Below are 13,916 nucleotides of genomic sequence, written 5' to 3'. Positions count from 1 at the left end.
TTGGGGCCCGGCATGGCTTGGTCGACAGCCGGGCGGTCATCACCAGCGATAGTGCGCGAAGGCCCGGTTGGACTCGGCCATCTTGTGCGTGTCTTCGCGACGCTTCACGGAGGCACCGAGGCCGTTGGAAGCGTCCAGGAGCTCGTTCTGCAGGCGCTCGATCATCGTCTTCTCGCGGCGAGCCTGCGAGAAGGAGACCAGCCAGCGCAGCGCCAGCGTGGTGGAGCGGCCCGGCTTGACCTCGATCGGCACCTGGTAGGTGGCACCACCGACGCGGCGGCTCTTCACCTCGATGGTGGGCTTCACGTTGTCGAGGGCGCGCTTCAGCGTCACGACCGGGTCGGTGCCGGTCTTCTCGCGAGCGCCTTCGAGCGCGCCGTACACGATGCGCTCGGCCAGGGACCGCTTCCCGTCCTTCAGCACCTTGTTCACCAGCTGGGTGACCAGCGGGGAGGCGTAGACGGGGTCGGAGATCAGCGGCCGCTTCGGGGCCGGACCCTTGCGGGGCATTAGCTCTTCTCCTTCTTCGCGCCGTACCGGCTGCGCGCCTGCTTGCGGTTCTTGACACCCTGGGTGTCGAGCGAACCGCGGATGATCTTGTAACGGACACCCGGAAGGTCCTTCACACGACCACCGCGCACGAGCACCATCGAGTGCTCCTGGAGGTTGTGGCCCTCACCGGGGATGTAGGCGGTGACCTCGATGCCGCTGGTCAGCTTCACACGCGCGACCTTGCGCAGCGCCGAGTTCGGCTTCTTGGGGGTCGTGGTGTACACGCGGGTGCACACGCCACGCCGCTGCGGGCTCCCCTTGAGGGCCGCCGTCTTCTGCTTGGCAGCCTTGTCCTGGCGGCCCTTGCGGACCAGCTGCTGGATCGTGGGCAATGGACCAGCTTCCTGTCGTGATCTGCTTCTTCGTGTCTTCACCGGCCCCCGCGGTCGGGCGTGTCGGCCCGCGTCACGGTCTCGCGACCGGTAACTTCCCGGAGGGATTTCCGTCGGAACCCCGACCTGCCGAAGCCGGTGACCGGGTGCCTGAGCACCCCGCCCATGCGCACGGCACGCGGAGCGGCCCGACGCATGCCGGGCACGGTCTCCAAAGATACCCGCCCGGGTCCGGGAGGAACGCGGCGGGGGGTCTGTAGGTCGGCGAACCTCCAGCGTACCTCTCAACGCCCCGGTGCCGCGGGACATTCCACACCTCGGGTCGCGGGGCCGATCGCGCCCGTGGGTACGGGGTTCGCGGGGTGGGCCGGCTGTTCTGGCGCGGGGTGCGGGAGCCGGGGTCGGCGGTTGGCGGCCGGGGTCGGGCTTGCCGGGTTCGGGTCCCGGGGCCGGTCACACCCGGCGGGCGCGTGGTCGGCGAGGCGGCCGGGCCCGGCGGCTTCACCGGCGCACCGCCTCCGACGAGGTCGCCGGGTGCCGGGCCGCGGCCGCCCCTCACCCGGGCCTTCGATGTCCTGAATGAGTCCTTCCCGACGCCCGGGGTCTTGAATGACTCCTTCAAGACCCCGGCGGAGCCGCCCCGCCGGCTCAGTCCTCGTCGGGCTTCGCGTGGTCCGGCTTGCCGGGGTTCGGGTCGCGGGACAGGTCGATCAGCGGGTGCACGCCGGCGCCCTCGGGAGCCGCGTGGCTGCCCGTCGACTTCGGTTCTTCGGCCGGGCTTCCCGTCCCGTCGGTGCTGGTCATCACACACTCCTCGCGCGTTGTCCCCCTGCTTCCCTCTCGGCCGAACCTACCCATTACCCGGTCGGGTGATGCAGTGGGATCGGATCGGCCGTTCCGTGCGTCACAGTGCGGCCGAAGGGTCACGATGGGTGCACCACGACACGGAGAGGCGGGGGCATGGCGGGCGAGTTCGAGCAGCTGGTGGCCGAGTTCGAGCGGTTCCAGGCCGGGATCCGCGACGCCGACGACCGGTTCGCCGGGCTGGGCGCGATGCGGCAGCAGCTGACCGAGCTGCGGGCGAGCGCCGCGTCGCCGGACGGGGGCGTCACCGTGGTCACCGGGCCGGGCGGGGCCGTCCTGGACGTCAGGTTCACCGAGGCCGCGCTGGCCAAGGGCCCGCAGGCCCTCTCGGCCACGCTGCTCGCCACGCTGCGGGAGGCCGTCGGCGAGGCGGCGCGGCGGCAGGCCGTGATCGTCGAGGAGAGCATGGGCGACGACCTGGGCCTGGTCGAGCAGGTCCTCGAGACGCAGGCCGTCGCGTTCGGAACCACCGTCGAAGAACTGCGGTCGAAACTCACGGCGGAGCAGCCGGCGGCGCCCGAGGACTTCTCGGAGCAGCGGGTGCTCCGCCCGGCCGATCCGCCGACGGCGCCGCCCACGGCCGGCCCGAGCGCCGGCGACCGCTTCCTGCGGAACCTGTTCGACGAGGAGGACTGATGCCCGACGGAGCCGGCGGTTACCGGGTCGAGGTGGACGCGCTGCACAAGTACGTCGGCGACCTGGGGAAGTACCGCGACCAGGGCACGAAGATCACCGAGAAGGTGGCCGAGGCCGACGTCGGCGACAAGTCGTGGGGCGTGGTGGGCGTCTTCACCAAGGGCGGCTACGACGACACCCTCCGCGAACTGCGGTCGCTGCTGGCCTCGATCGCGGACGGGCTCGCCTCGGCGCAGGCCAAGCTGACCGACGCGGCGAACGTCTACCAAGGCGTCGAGGACGACCACAAGGCCTTCTTCGGCCAGGTCGAGGCCCTCCTCGACGGCCCGGGCAAGCCGAAGCACTGAGGGGGAACGCCATGGCAGAGGTCGAAGACGTCGCGAGCGGGATCACCGTCAAGCCCGACGACCCGAAAACCGTGCTGGGGGTCAACGTCGACAACGCGATCAAGGCGACGCCGTTCGCCGGGAGCGCGGTCACCGTCGGCAAGAACGCGGTCTCGGTGACGAAGGCCGTCTTCGCGCCGCAGCCCGACGGCGCGGACATCACCCTCGCGCTCGGCACGATCGCGACCGACACCGCGAGCTTCATCCAGTCGAGTTCGAGCACGATCACCGACATCGCGACCGACCCGCTCGGCTGGCTGGTCGGGCAGGGGCTGAACTTCCTGGTCAACGCCGTCCAGCCGATCCAGGACGCGATCCACTTCGTCAGCGGCGACGGCCCGGCGCTCGGCGTCGCCGCGGAGAACTTCGGGGCGATCGCCACCGGGCTGGACGAGCTGGCCAAGAACTTCGCCGAGGTGGCCGACGAGTCCCTCAAGAGCTGGGAGGGCGACGCGAGCAACGCGGCGAAGACGGCGCTGGGCGAGTTCGCGCACGGCATCGAGGGCGTCGCCGGGAAGTCCGGCGACCTGGCCCGGATGCTGCAGCTCAACAGCATGCTGATGAGCTTCGTCGAGGACCTCGTCAAGGCCATCCTCACCGAGTTCGTGACCTGGCTGATCCTGCTGTGGGTGCCGGCGCTGGCCGCCGCGGTGCCGACGTGCGGCGCTTCGCTGTCCGCCGCCGCCCCGGTGACCGAGGTCAAGGCGGCCCAGACGACCGCGAAGACGACCCAGAAGGTGAACAAGCTGCGCGAGCTCCTGCAGAAGGTGCTCGACTGGCTGCGCAAGCTGCAGCAGAAGTTCGCCTCGACGACGCTGGGCAAGTCGCTCACGAAGATCGCGCGGGAGAACGAGGGCAAGGACCTCCTCCAGAAGGCCGTCGGCGACAAGGGCATGATCGGCAAGCGGTGGGCCACGGCCTTCGAGAACCCGGTGCTCGACGCCGCGGGCAAGGTCGACTACCGGAAGACGATGCTCAGGGCCGGTGCCACCGAAGCGCTGAAGAAGGGTGGCGAAGCGGCGATCAAGGGGGTCCTCGGCTACAACCCGGCCAACCCCGGCGACAACCCGGCCAAGACGGTGAACGACCACCTCGGCAAGCTCAACAGCCACGTCAAGAACGCCAAGAAGGCGAGCGGCTACGACGGGACGGGCCGCGACCAGTCCGTCGAGGAAACCCGCGAGGACCTGGACTTCTGACGATGCAGACGCTCTTCACGATCGGCGTCCTCGTGGTCGTGGCCGCGGTGGCCGCCGCGATCTGGTGGCGGTCGCAGCGGACGGCCGCCGCGAGCCGTGCGGGCCACTGGTTCAAGGCGTTCGCGGCCGAGCGGGGCGGCACGTTCGGCGGCGGCGACCGGGTGCCGTCGTTCGGCGTGTTTCACCCGACCGGGCGACCACTGACCGGGGCACCGGAAGATCCCTGGGTGGAGTTCCGCCTCGGCGACCGGCCGGTGCTGGGGATCGACACGCGCGAGTCGTACCGGCACTTCGACGACCACATCCACTTCCGCGACCTCCACGTGACGCAGGTGCGCGTGCCGCCGGGCCCGGAGCTGCGGATCGTCCCCGGCCGGCCGGTGTCCATGCCGACCCTCCCGCCGGACTCGGCGCTGGACGCGGAGCTGGCCCGCTGGCTGGCGGCGAACCCGCGGTTCGGGCAGCGGGAGGTCGTCGTCGAGAACGGCGCCGCGCGGACCTGGGGCCCGGGCCGCGCGACGCGGCAGAACCTCACCACCGAAGCCCGGTACCTCGCCGACCTGGCCGATCACCTGCCCGCCGCGCTGTGGAACCTCAGCGGCGACGCGTCGTGAGGTGGGTCAGGGCCGCCGACAACGCGAACACCAGCCCGAGACCGACCACGTACGGCCCGGCCAGCAGGGCGAACCCCGCCCCGATGTTGGCGTCCGGCTGATCCGACGTCGCCCGGAAGCCGATCGCGCCGACCGACAGCAGGATCGCGCCCGCGGTGATCAGCACGACGGCGACCACCGTGAGGCGCTTCGTGACGGGCGTCATGCCTTCATGGTGCCCGGGAGCGCCCGGATCCGCCGGACGGCGGCCGAGCCGCCCGGTGCGGGCCGCGGGTGCCGTAAGAGGTGGGGGGGCACTTTCACGTGAAAGTGCCCCCCACGGCGGGCACTTCGCTACTGCTGGTTGCGCAGCTTCGCGGCCAGCCGGTCGATCTCGGCGTCCAGGTCCGACTCCCGGCGTGCCCGGGCCGAACGGTCGGCCTCCTCGATGCTGTCGATCCGCGTCCGCAGGTTGTACTCCGTCCGCTGCAGCCAGACGTCGTTGTCCGCGGTGTCCTGCCGCTCCCGCAGCGTGACGTGCTTGTCGTGCAGCCGGCGCGCGACCTCGACCTGCCGCGAGACGAGCACGTCGTAGGCCGTCGAGCCGCTCATCAGCTTCGTCAGCACCGGCATGCAGTCGATCGCGATCAGCAGCAGCCGCACGAGCCACTCGGCCGCGAACACCATCGTGCTGCGGTCGGACAGCCGGCCGAGCGCTTCGTCCTCGTCGAGAATGCCGATCACGCCCTGGTGCTCGCGCATCGAATCGACCTTCGCCTTGATGGCCGCGCTGATCTGCTGTCCGGCGGTCTGCTGGGCGCTGCCCAGCTTCGCGGTCAGCCCGTCGATGTTCGCGTTGGCCGCGGTGAGGTCGGCCTGCCGCTTCTCCAGCTGGTTGTCGGTGCGGAAGCGGTCCGCCACGTCGCGGTTCCGGTCGCATTCCGGACCGTCGCCCGCCACTCCGGTGAGCCCTTCGCCCGCCGAGCCGCTGCATTCCCCGCGTGCCAGCTTCTCCAGCCCGTCCCACTTGGCGTAGAGGGTGTCGTACTCCGCCTTCGCCGCGTCGCGGTTCTTGACGGCCTTCTCCAGCTCCTGCTGTGCCGCGTCGGGCGAGTTCGCGATGGTCAGCTGGAACTCGGCGCACCCGGGGGTCTGCAGCGCCGGCGCACCCGCGGGGTTGCAGTTCCGGTACTGGCTCTCGTAGGAGGACAGTTCGTGCTGCCGGCCGTCGAGGACCTCCTTGTGGATGGCCGGCTGGAAGATCCACAGCAGCAGCGGTTCCGCGATGACGGCCCCCATGAGCAGCGAGATCACCAGCCGGGGCAGGAACACCCGGGCCTTGCCCGCGCCGAGCATGCCGTGCGTGCTGGCGATCAGCCAGCCGTCGAAGCTGATGATGACGTAGGCCCAGAGCGCCGCGGCCGGCAGCAGCAGGATCCACGGCACGGCGACCATGCCGGCCAGCGCCACCAGCAGCGACACCCCGGCGAGCAGGCCGGTGTTGAAGATGATGGCGCCGAGCCGCGTGTAGCGCGGCCGTTCTTCCGGCACCCAGTCGAGGATCTCCTCGCGGATCCCGGCCAGTGCCCGCAGCCGCCTGCCGAGCCCGCGGTGCGGGTCCACCGGCCGGTAGGTCCCCAGCGGGACGTCCGGAGGCAGGGCGCCCCGCGTGGGCGCCTCGGTCTCAACTGACATCCTCTTCCCTCACCCCGGTGTCGTCGTCTTCGGTTTCGTCCAGGCCGGCCCGCGGAGCGGGCGACGGCCGGCCGTCCGCGGCCGGCGCCGTCGCGCCGCCGCCCTCGAGCTGCTCACGCGGCTCGGCTCCGGTCAGCTTGGTGATCAGCGTGTTCGGGTCGAGGTTCGTCATGTCGAGGTAGCCGTGCTTGCCGAGCTCCCGGATCACCTCGAGGGTGATCTCCTCCCTGCGCCGGGTCTCCGCGCGGGCCAGGCCGTGGTCCTCGCGCCGCCATTTGCGTTCCTCGCGGTACTGCTCGCGGTTCCAGCGGCGCTCCTCGTTCCGGCGCTCGATCTCGTAGAGCCGCTCTTCGTGACGGCGGTCGAACGCGGCCTGCCGCTCGGTGCGCTCGATCTCGCCGCGGTAGCGGTTCTCGACGAGCAGCCGCTCGGCCATCTCGGACGCGTCCAGCGAGCCGGCCACGTACGCGTTGGCCAGCGCGCTGTCCGGGTTGTTGCGGATGATCTCGGCCAGCGCGGTCATCTCCTCGCGGTCCTGCCCGCGCTGGTGCCGGTCGAATGCCTTCCGGTCGGCCAGCCGGTCGAGCTCGTACCGCTGCTGCTCGATCCCGACGACCCCGGAGTGGTGGACGCGGTCCCACTCCAGCTGCTGCTCGTGCGCCTGCCGCTCGGTGCTCAGCCGGTGGTCGTGCCCGGTGCGGTCGCGCTCGAGGTACTGGTCGTTGTGCTGGCGCTCCTTGGTCAGCGAGTGCTCGAGCCGCTGCTGCGTCGTGTCCAGCACGTGCTGGTACTCGATGGAGCGGCGGTTCCCCATCAGCTGCCGGTACTCGTCCGGCGTCAGCACCTCGACGCTGCGCAGCTCGACGGCGATGCCGGAGATCACCGGCGGCTTGAGCGTGGTGAACGCCTTCACCTGGGCGTTGACGTCCCGGCGGACTTCGTTGATCTGCCCGAGCCGGTACTCCAGGCCCAGCTCGAAGATCCGGTGGTGGCTCTTGAGGTAGGCCCGCAACAGCGTCTGGGCGTCGCCCCGCCCCTCGCGCACGACGCTGACGGCGTTGGTGACGGTGCAGACGAACGTGACGCGCATGGTGAAGTCGTCGGCTTCGGCGGACGGGATGGCCAGCTCGACGAGCACTTCGGCGTCGCGGGTCAGGTCCACCAGGCTGACGTGGGTGGCGCGGACGACCTGCTCCTCGTCCAGGCGCCGCTGGGCGCTGTCGAGGACGTACTCGCCGTCGACGCGGTAGACGAAGACCTGGTGCGCGTTCGGCCTCGGCAGTTCGCCGTGTTCGCGGTATTCCTTGCGCCAGAAGAACTTCCCCTTGGTCTGGGCGGGGTCCAGTGGTCGTTGTTCGACGATCGGGTAGGGCTCGGTCATCGCAGTGCGGCAGCCTCTCGGTGCAGGTGGGCGATCGCGGCGAGCAGGTGCTCGACCAGCGGGGAACTGTCCTTGTGCGTGCGGGCCTCCAACGCGGCGAAGTCCGCGCGGAGGAGCTCGGCTTCGCCGGCGGGCAGGGCCATCGAGATGGCCCGCCCGAGCGAAGTCGCGACGGCGATCGGGTCGTCGCAGAGGTGCTTGAGGTCGTCCAGCGCCGCCCGCAGGACGGTCAGCGCCCGTTTGCGCGTCGGCCGGTTGCGCAGCACCGTCGCCCACAGCCGCCCTTGGACGGGCGCGGTCCGGTCGCCGGTGCGGCAGAGGTAGGCGGTGGCGACGTGCCGGCCGGAGATCCGGTCGCGCGCGGCGAGCACGGCGAGGATCGCCCGCGTGGCCGCCCGGACGTACTCGGGTTTGGTGCCCGGGTTGCCCAGCCGCCGCGCCTTCCCGTCGAGCAGCGTCAAGACGACCCCGGCGTCTTCGGTGCGCCGGGTCAGCGTGACGAACAGGGCGGCCAGAGCGACGTGCGCGTCGCCCGTGACCGTGTGGCTCTGCAGGATGAGCTGCCAGAGTCGGTTGGCCGCTTCGTGCGGGTAGCGGGCGCCGAGCTCGCCGCTCAGCGCGACCGCACCCGTCCACCGTTCGGCCGGGGTGCCGCGCCCGGCCCACTGCGCCGCCAGCTGGAGCGCCTCCGGGGCGAGGGCGTCGTCGTAGCTCAGCAGCCACAGCACGTGGGTCGCGGTGGTCTGGCCCGGCCAGCCGCGCTTCCCGTCGGCCCACGGCGCCAGGATGTCGTCGACCTCGTCGAAGGCGTACCGCGCGAGTTCGGCGAGCCCGGCGGCGACCCGCAGGCCCTCCTCCGGCATCACTTCGTCGAGCCACGCGGAGACGCCGTCCCAGAACGGCGCTTCTTCGCGGCTCCACAGCTCGGCGAGCACGAACCGGCGGTACCCCGGCTCCCGGAACCGGGGACAGTGCCGGGCGACGCCGTCCGAGCCGGCCCGCTCCACCTTGATCAGGCTGTCGTGCGCGTAGAGCTTGAGCCGGTGCCGTCGCAGCAGTTCGGGCCGCGGGCGCTCGACGGGGTCCGGCTCGCCGCCCACCACCGACTCGGCGAGCTTCGCCTCCAGCTTTCCCAGCGCCGACTCGAAGGTCCGTTGCCGGGTGCCGTCGAGGAAGGCCAGTGCGGTGGCGGCCAGGAAGTCCCGTTCGTCCCGCTCTTCGTCGAACCAGGCCCGGACCCGGTCGTGGAGGAACGCGTCCAGTTTGGGCAGCGCCTCGCCGACCGTCATCCCGTCGGTGATGTCGGCCGCGACGGCGACGAGATCGGTCAGCTTCCCGCCGTCGGGCCAGGCGCGCAAGATCTGGTCGATGACGTGGCCGGCGTCCTCGATGCCGCCGAGCCTGGCGCGCAGCACCCGGCGCGGGTCGGGTGGTTCCCAGCGCACCTGCGCCACGGCGTCGACTTCGCCGGGGTGGGCCGGTGTGGTGGTGGTGACGACGAGGTGGGCCCCCTGATCGCGCACGCGGTCGCGGACCGTCCGCCACGTGAAGTCGTCGTCGGCGGCTTTCCGCTCCGCGATGCGGTCGGTGATGATGTAGCCGCTGCCGGCCGGGTAGTCGCGTTCGGCCAGGCTCTTCAGCCGGTTCATCGGGGAGAGCAGGTACAGCGGCCCGTCGGTGACCTCGCGCAGCAGCGCGATCGCCCCGGCCCGCTTCCCGGTCCCCCGGTCGCCGTGCAGGCTGACGACGTGGTCCTTGCGCAGCGCGCCGAGCGCCGTGTCGTAGCAGTCGGGCGTGACGTAGTGGCTCAGCTCGGCCCGGATGTCGGCGTCGTCGAGCTTGCCGGCCGCGGCCTTGACGCGCGCCGGCCGCCGCGGGCCGATGCCGAACTGGGCGCCGTCGGCGTAGATCGGGCCGTTGAACTGGTTGACCGCGCCCGCGAGCTGTTCGGTGTAGTCGTCGCCGGGCGCGGGCGCCGTCGCCTCGGGCGGCTTTTCCGCCGGTTCTTCCTCGCTCATGAGCCGTACTTGATCCCGAAGACCGCGTTCGTCGCGTCGACGCTTCCGTTCACGACGGTCATCGCGTCCGCGCGGTAGGTGTGCCCGGCGGCGGGGACGGGCGCGGTGCCGGGCGCGGGCGGGCGCTCCGGCGGATCGGCGGAGAGCCGGGCACCGTGCACGTCGTGACCGGGGACCCGGAGCCAGGCCACGTCGGTGAATTCCTTCTGCCGCACCACCACTTCCCGGAACTCGCCGGGCTTCAGCGAGGTGTGGCGCTGGGCCACGACGTCGGTGTGGATCTGCCGCGAGACGATCACGGCGAGGTCGGCGTCCGGGAACGCGTGGAGGGCGCCGCGGACGGGCGCGCTGTCGACGAGGCGGCTCACGCCCACGACCCCCTGCCCCGTCCAGCCGTTCGCGCCGGGCATCGCCACCCCGTGGTGGATCGCGATCCGGATGCGCATCCGGGCTTCGGCCGCGAGGTCGTGGTTGTGGTCGGCGAGCGCCGCGGCCAGCTCGCGGACGTAGTCGTCCACGACGGCCGGTTCGGGCGTGCCCACCGGGAGGATCGCCAGTTCGCCGTCGCCGGCGCCCTGCCGGTGCCAGCTGTCCCGGTCGAGGCCGCACCGGAGGGCGGCGGTGTCCGCCACGGCCAGCAGGCCGGACTGGATCGAAGCGTGCTGCCGGTCGTCCCGGCCGCCGTAGCCCTGTACGTCCATGGAAACAAGCAGATGACGGGAAAAATCGCTGCCGCGAGCCAAGGTCATTGTCCTTTTCGGAGCCGGTAGGAGATGAGCGGAGAGTCTGCCTGCACTCCGTGACCAAGACTCCGGAAAATTCCGCGATCTGCACCGGTTCGTTAGTCAGGATCAGCGAACTTCGCTAGTCCGATCAGGTCAAGAATGGTTACTGTCCGGTATCGGTACGCGATGTAGTTCTTCACCTTCAATTGACGGACAGCCAATTGGATCGCGTCCCGGCCCGCCCCGATCAGCTTGCCGAATTCCGGCTGCGAAAGCTGGATCCCGAGCCGGATCCCGGCTTCACCCGGCGCACCGTGGCGCTCGGCCAGTTCGACCAGGACGCGGGCGAGCCGCACCGTCGTGTCGTACCCGGCGAAGTCGAGCCGGCGGCGGTTCGCCCAGTCGAGCCGGTCGGCGATCATGTGGCAGACCACCCGCCAGGCTTCTTCCCGGCGCCGCAGGAAGTGCCGGAAGTGCTCCAGCGGGATCCGGTGCACCGTCATCGCCCGGCACGCCGTCACCGTGGCCGCGCGAGGACCGTCGCGCAGCACGCCCATCTCGCCGACGAGGTCACCGCTCACCCTGATGCCCAGCAGGCTTTCCGTGCCGTTCCGGTCCGCCGCGGTGACCTTCACGCACGCCAACCGGGGCTGCTTCCCGTGCCCCAGCAGGAAAACGTGCGTGCTCGGCTCGCCCTGGTGCAGCAGCACGGTCCCGGCGGAGCACGGTTTGGGGCTCCCCAGTCTCAGCAGTTCCTCGGCCAGCGCACCCGGCAACCGGGACATGACCGTGCCACCGGGCCATTCCGCGTTGTGTTCGCCCGCACCGTCGGCCGCCACGCCGCACCCTCCTCCACGAGTCCCGGAACGACCGCCGATCCGGTTCCGTGCCCGCGAGCCCCCCTCGCGCACCCTAGACAAATACCCGGGTCGGAGGCGGTTTGTCGACGCCCGGAAAAGGACTCGGGCGCCGGTGACGGAATTCGTGGGAAAGGGCGGGTAAACCCCGGTTTCCGGAGGACTCGGCTCAGAGCTTGGCGCCGCAATCCGAGCAGAACAGCGCTCCCGGCTTGCCGCTCTCGCTGCCGCAACCACCGCAGGTCACCTTCAGCGCCAGCGACGTGCCGCACGACGAACAGAACTTGCCGCCGTCCGTCTTCAGGCCGCAGCCCGGGCAGGTGACCTTCGCTCGCGTGCCGACGTCCAGGCCCGCCGTCCAGTCCTGCTCGCGGGCCTTGTCCCAGATTTGGTCGCGCTGGGCCGCCGCCTGGGCGCGCGAGATCTCCTCGGTGACGCTGGGCGAGCAGCGCAGGCACTGGCCGATCTCCTCGTTCCAGCACTGGCTGTGGCACATCCAGTCGCCGCAGCCGCGGCACTGGCGGAAGCTCGGGGTGATCTCCGCCACCGCCGCCGCCAGGGCCCGGTCCTTGGCCGGCGAGTTCGTCGCGCGGTCGTAGCGCCACTGGTCGGCCGAATAGCTCAGGTCGCGCAGCGTGCCGCCGAAGAACGAACCCACCGCGCGGAGCACGCTTCGGCCCGTCTCGACGTTGTCGCGCTGGAAGGCGGAGCGGAACCCGTTGCCACAGCGCTCGCAGCGGAATTCGAACTGGTACCCCTGCGTGTTCGAGAGGTCCGAGAAGTTGTCCGTGAAGGGCACAGAGTCAGCCACGGCCCATCTTGGCCGCGTCGCCGCGGCCGCGGCGACGAGACATTTGCCGACAACGGTCCGGCTACCGGCCGTCACGGGGCACGAGCAGCACCAGCGGGACCAGAGCCAGCACCCCGCCGACGACCGCGACGAGCCCGTACCCGCCGCCCGCGAACAGCTGCCCGGAGCCCAGGCCGGCCAGCGCGGAGGCCGACCACACGACCGCGTCCACCGTCCCCTGCACCCGGCTGCGCGTCTCCGGGGCGAGGTCGCGGCTCAGCTGCGCGCTCCCGCCGACGAACACCAGGTTCCAGCCGTAGCCGAGCAGGAACAGCGCCACCGGCAGCCCGGACGTGTGCGCGGTCGGGGCCGCGAGCGCGGTCGCCGTCGCCAGGGCCAGCACGCCGAGGCCCGCGTTGACCGCCACGGCCGGGCCCCAGCGGTCGGCGATCCGGCCGGACAGCGGCGCCAGCGCGAACATGCCGATCATGTGCGCGCTCAGCACCCAGCCGACGGCGTCGAGGCCGTGCCCGTGGCTCTGCAGCTGCAACGGCGTCATGGTCATCACCGCGACCATGGCCAGCTGCGCGGCGACCATCGCGACCAGCGGCCGCACGACGGCGGGCGAGCGCACCGGCCCGCGTGCCGCGGTCACCGGCTTTTCCCGCGGCAGCGGGATGTGCCGCGGCAGGAGGGCCGCCGCCAGTGCCGCGCCCGCCGTGGCGAGCACGGCGACCGCGACCGGCCCGGACAGCGACGGCCAGCCGAACCCGGTGGCGGCGTCGGCGGCGGGCGCCATCAGCGCCGGGCCGGCGAGCGCGCCGACCGTCCCGGCCCAGACGACGGTGGCCAGCGCGCGGCCCCGGCGTTCCTGCGGGTAGAGGTCCGCGGCGAGGTAGCGGGACAGCTGGGCGCCGCCGTTGCCCACGCCGACGAGCAGGATGCCCAGCAGCAGCGGCAGCACCGCCGTCGCCAGCGCGCCGGTGAACGCGACCAGCGAGCCGAGCGCCGCGACGCCGTACCCGCACACCAGGACGCGGCGGCGGCCGTGGACCGGCAGCAGCAGTCCGGCGCCGAACGCGCCACCCGCGGTGCCGAGCACGCTCGCCACGCTCGGCAGTCCGCTCCAGGCCGCGCCGCTGCCGGCGGCGACGATCAGCGTGGCCGCGGTCGTCAGGCCGACCATGGCCGTGTTGAGCAGCGCGACGCCCGCGAACAGCGCCCCCATGGACCGGGTCCGGCCGGTCACCTCCGATATCCCCATGAGCAGCAACGTTAGGGAAATCCGGCCGTCGTTCGAAGGGACGATGAACGGGATTTCGCTCGCCCGGCCCCCGCTTCGGAAGGAAGATGGGGGCCATGACCTTGCGTTCGGAAAAGACGCTGGACGACGTCGACTGGCGGCTGCTGGAGCTGCTGCAGGCCGACGGGCGGTTGTCGTTCAAGGAGCTCGGCCGACGGATCAACCTGTCGGCGCCGGCGGTGGCCGAGCGGGTGCGGCGGCTCGAAGAGACCGGGGTGATCACCGGCTACCGCGCCCAGGTCGACGCGCGGCGCGCGGGCCAGCCGCTGCGGGCGTTCGTCGAGATGCGCTGCGCGCTGAGCAGCTGCCTGCTGAAGACGTCGAAGTCGGAGGACTACCCGGAGGTCGTCGAGATCCACCGGCTCAGTGGCGACCACTGCACCATGCTGAAGATCCGGGCCGCGTCCCTCGAGCACTTCGAGGGCCTGCTGGAACGGCTGGGCAAGCACGGCGAGCTGCGGTCGTCGGTGGTGCTGTCGACGCAGTTCGAGGGACGGCCGGTGCAGCCGCCGTCCGACGACTTCCTGCGCGCGACGACCTCGGAAGGCTGGTCGTGACCCGAAGGGCGGCTGAGTTCCGGGCGCC

At 71.6% G+C, this 13,916-nt stretch carries 16 protein-coding genes; 5 read left to right on the top strand and 11 right to left on the bottom strand.

Annotation, left to right across the window (positions count from 1 at the left end; all coding sequences use genetic code 11):
* Positions 1–39: 39 nt before the first annotated feature.
* From rpsG to DV20_RS18505, 3 genes are all read right to left on the bottom strand, one after another.
* The gene (gene rpsG / locus DV20_RS18515; protein ID WP_003102106.1) at positions 40–510 is read right to left on the bottom strand and encodes a 30S ribosomal protein S7; all 471 of its coding nucleotides are present in this window, start codon (positions 508–510) and stop codon (positions 40–42) included.
* Entirely contained in the window at positions 510–884 is a 375-nt protein-coding gene (rpsL, locus tag DV20_RS18510; RefSeq protein WP_003102113.1) for a 30S ribosomal protein S12, read from the bottom strand. The genes rpsG and rpsL overlap by 1 nt, the downstream gene beginning before the upstream one ends.
* 648 nt (positions 885–1,532) lie before the next feature.
* Positions 1,533–1,688: a hypothetical protein gene (locus DV20_RS18505; protein ID WP_043781915.1), complete on the bottom strand. Its 156-nt coding sequence runs from the start codon at positions 1,686–1,688 to the stop codon at positions 1,533–1,535.
* A 156-nt stretch (positions 1,689–1,844) separates the two neighbouring features.
* Here DV20_RS18505 and DV20_RS18500 point away from each other — a divergent pair, with 156 nt between their 5' ends.
* Genes DV20_RS18500 through DV20_RS46615 form a run of 4 tightly spaced genes read left to right on the top strand, consistent with a single transcriptional unit; the run spans position 1,845 to position 4,583 of the window.
* Positions 1,845–2,384 carry a YbaB/EbfC family nucleoid-associated protein gene (locus DV20_RS18500; protein WP_043781913.1) on the top strand — a complete coding sequence of 180 codons (540 nt, stop codon included), beginning with the start codon at positions 1,845–1,847 and terminating at the stop codon, positions 2,382–2,384.
* A complete protein-coding gene (locus DV20_RS18495) occupies positions 2,384–2,731 on the top strand; it encodes a hypothetical protein (RefSeq protein WP_043781910.1) in 348 nt (115 codons plus the stop codon). The genes DV20_RS18500 and DV20_RS18495 overlap by 1 nt, the downstream gene beginning before the upstream one ends.
* Positions 2,732–2,742: 11 nt before the next feature.
* Positions 2,743–3,969 carry a hypothetical protein gene (locus DV20_RS18490; RefSeq protein ID WP_043781907.1) on the top strand — a complete coding sequence of 409 codons (1,227 nt, stop codon included), beginning with the start codon at positions 2,743–2,745 and terminating at the stop codon, positions 3,967–3,969.
* 2 nt (positions 3,970–3,971) lie between these two features.
* Complete coding sequence (locus tag DV20_RS46615; RefSeq protein WP_235190873.1) at positions 3,972–4,583, top strand: hypothetical protein; 612 nt, start codon at positions 3,972–3,974, stop codon at positions 4,581–4,583.
* Here DV20_RS46615 and DV20_RS18480 read toward each other — a convergent pair.
* From DV20_RS18480 to DV20_RS18445, 8 genes are all read right to left on the bottom strand, one after another.
* Positions 4,564–4,788 (bottom strand): hypothetical protein, encoded by a 225-nt coding sequence (locus tag DV20_RS18480; RefSeq protein WP_043781905.1) that lies wholly within the window; start codon positions 4,786–4,788, stop codon positions 4,564–4,566. The two genes, DV20_RS46615 and DV20_RS18480, sit on opposite strands and share 20 nt — an antisense overlap.
* A gap of 128 nt (positions 4,789–4,916) precedes the next feature.
* Positions 4,917–6,257, bottom strand: a complete 1,341-nt coding sequence (locus DV20_RS18475; protein ID WP_235190872.1) for a DUF4407 domain-containing protein — start codon at positions 6,255–6,257, stop codon at positions 4,917–4,919.
* Complete coding sequence (locus tag DV20_RS18470) at positions 6,247–7,638, bottom strand: hypothetical protein (RefSeq protein ID WP_043781901.1); 1,392 nt, start codon at positions 7,636–7,638, stop codon at positions 6,247–6,249. The genes DV20_RS18475 and DV20_RS18470 overlap by 11 nt, the downstream gene beginning before the upstream one ends.
* Entirely contained in the window at positions 7,635–9,656 is a 2,022-nt protein-coding gene (locus tag DV20_RS18465; RefSeq protein WP_043781898.1) for a hypothetical protein, read from the bottom strand. The genes DV20_RS18470 and DV20_RS18465 overlap by 4 nt, the downstream gene beginning before the upstream one ends.
* Positions 9,653–10,357 carry a hypothetical protein gene (locus DV20_RS18460; protein WP_043781896.1) on the bottom strand — a complete coding sequence of 235 codons (705 nt, stop codon included), beginning with the start codon at positions 10,355–10,357 and terminating at the stop codon, positions 9,653–9,655. Before DV20_RS18460 ends, DV20_RS18465 begins: the two co-directional genes overlap by 4 nt.
* A gap of 140 nt (positions 10,358–10,497) precedes the next feature.
* A complete protein-coding gene (locus DV20_RS18455; protein WP_043781894.1) occupies positions 10,498–11,220 on the bottom strand; it encodes a Crp/Fnr family transcriptional regulator in 723 nt (240 codons plus the stop codon).
* 187 nt (positions 11,221–11,407) lie between these two features.
* Complete coding sequence (locus tag DV20_RS18450) at positions 11,408–12,049, bottom strand: zinc ribbon domain-containing protein (RefSeq protein WP_235190871.1); 642 nt, start codon at positions 12,047–12,049, stop codon at positions 11,408–11,410.
* Between the two features lie 61 nt (positions 12,050–12,110).
* A complete protein-coding gene (locus DV20_RS18445; RefSeq protein ID WP_043781890.1) occupies positions 12,111–13,292 on the bottom strand; it encodes an MFS transporter in 1,182 nt (393 codons plus the stop codon).
* 95 nt (positions 13,293–13,387) lie between these two features.
* Between DV20_RS18445 and DV20_RS18440 the strand changes: the two genes are divergently transcribed.
* Positions 13,388–13,888 carry an Lrp/AsnC family transcriptional regulator gene (locus tag DV20_RS18440; protein ID WP_043781887.1) on the top strand — a complete coding sequence of 167 codons (501 nt, stop codon included), beginning with the start codon at positions 13,388–13,390 and terminating at the stop codon, positions 13,886–13,888.
* Positions 13,889–13,916 lie beyond the last annotated feature (28 nt).

The sequence above is a fragment of the Amycolatopsis rifamycinica genome, assembly GCF_000695625.1.
Lineage (GTDB): Bacteria > Actinomycetota > Actinomycetes > Mycobacteriales > Pseudonocardiaceae > Amycolatopsis > Amycolatopsis rifamycinica.
Note: the sequence above shows the minus strand (reverse complement) of the source record. Positions and strands in the feature narration are given on the sequence as shown.

What these genes read in the sequence shown, in the direction of transcription:
- DV20_RS18440 (WP_043781887.1), top strand. Translation starts at nt 13,388, where the DNA reads ATGACCTTGCGTTCGGAAAAGACGCTGGACGACGTCGACTGGCGGCTG.
- DV20_RS18480 (WP_043781905.1), bottom strand. Translation starts at nt 4,788, where the DNA reads ATGACGCCCGTCACGAAGCGCCTCACGGTGGTCGCCGTCGTGCTGATC.
- DV20_RS18505 (WP_043781915.1), bottom strand. Translation starts at nt 1,688, where the DNA reads ATGACCAGCACCGACGGGACGGGAAGCCCGGCCGAAGAACCGAAGTCG.
- DV20_RS18460 (WP_043781896.1), bottom strand. Translation starts at nt 10,357, where the DNA reads ATGGACGTACAGGGCTACGGCGGCCGGGACGACCGGCAGCACGCTTCG.
- DV20_RS18445 (WP_043781890.1), bottom strand. Translation starts at nt 13,292, where the DNA reads ATGGGGATATCGGAGGTGACCGGCCGGACCCGGTCCATGGGGGCGCTG.
- rpsG (WP_003102106.1), bottom strand. Translation starts at nt 510, where the DNA reads ATGCCCCGCAAGGGTCCGGCCCCGAAGCGGCCGCTGATCTCCGACCCC.
- DV20_RS18475 (WP_235190872.1), bottom strand. Translation starts at nt 6,257, where the DNA reads ATGTCAGTTGAGACCGAGGCGCCCACGCGGGGCGCCCTGCCTCCGGAC.
- DV20_RS18500 (WP_043781913.1), top strand. Translation starts at nt 1,845, where the DNA reads ATGGCGGGCGAGTTCGAGCAGCTGGTGGCCGAGTTCGAGCGGTTCCAG.
- DV20_RS18465 (WP_043781898.1), bottom strand. Translation starts at nt 9,656, where the DNA reads ATGAGCGAGGAAGAACCGGCGGAAAAGCCGCCCGAGGCGACGGCGCCC.
- DV20_RS46615 (WP_235190873.1), top strand. Translation starts at nt 3,972, where the DNA reads ATGCAGACGCTCTTCACGATCGGCGTCCTCGTGGTCGTGGCCGCGGTG.
- DV20_RS18495 (WP_043781910.1), top strand. Translation starts at nt 2,384, where the DNA reads ATGCCCGACGGAGCCGGCGGTTACCGGGTCGAGGTGGACGCGCTGCAC.
- DV20_RS18490 (WP_043781907.1), top strand. Translation starts at nt 2,743, where the DNA reads ATGGCAGAGGTCGAAGACGTCGCGAGCGGGATCACCGTCAAGCCCGAC.
- DV20_RS18470 (WP_043781901.1), bottom strand. Translation starts at nt 7,638, where the DNA reads ATGACCGAGCCCTACCCGATCGTCGAACAACGACCACTGGACCCCGCC.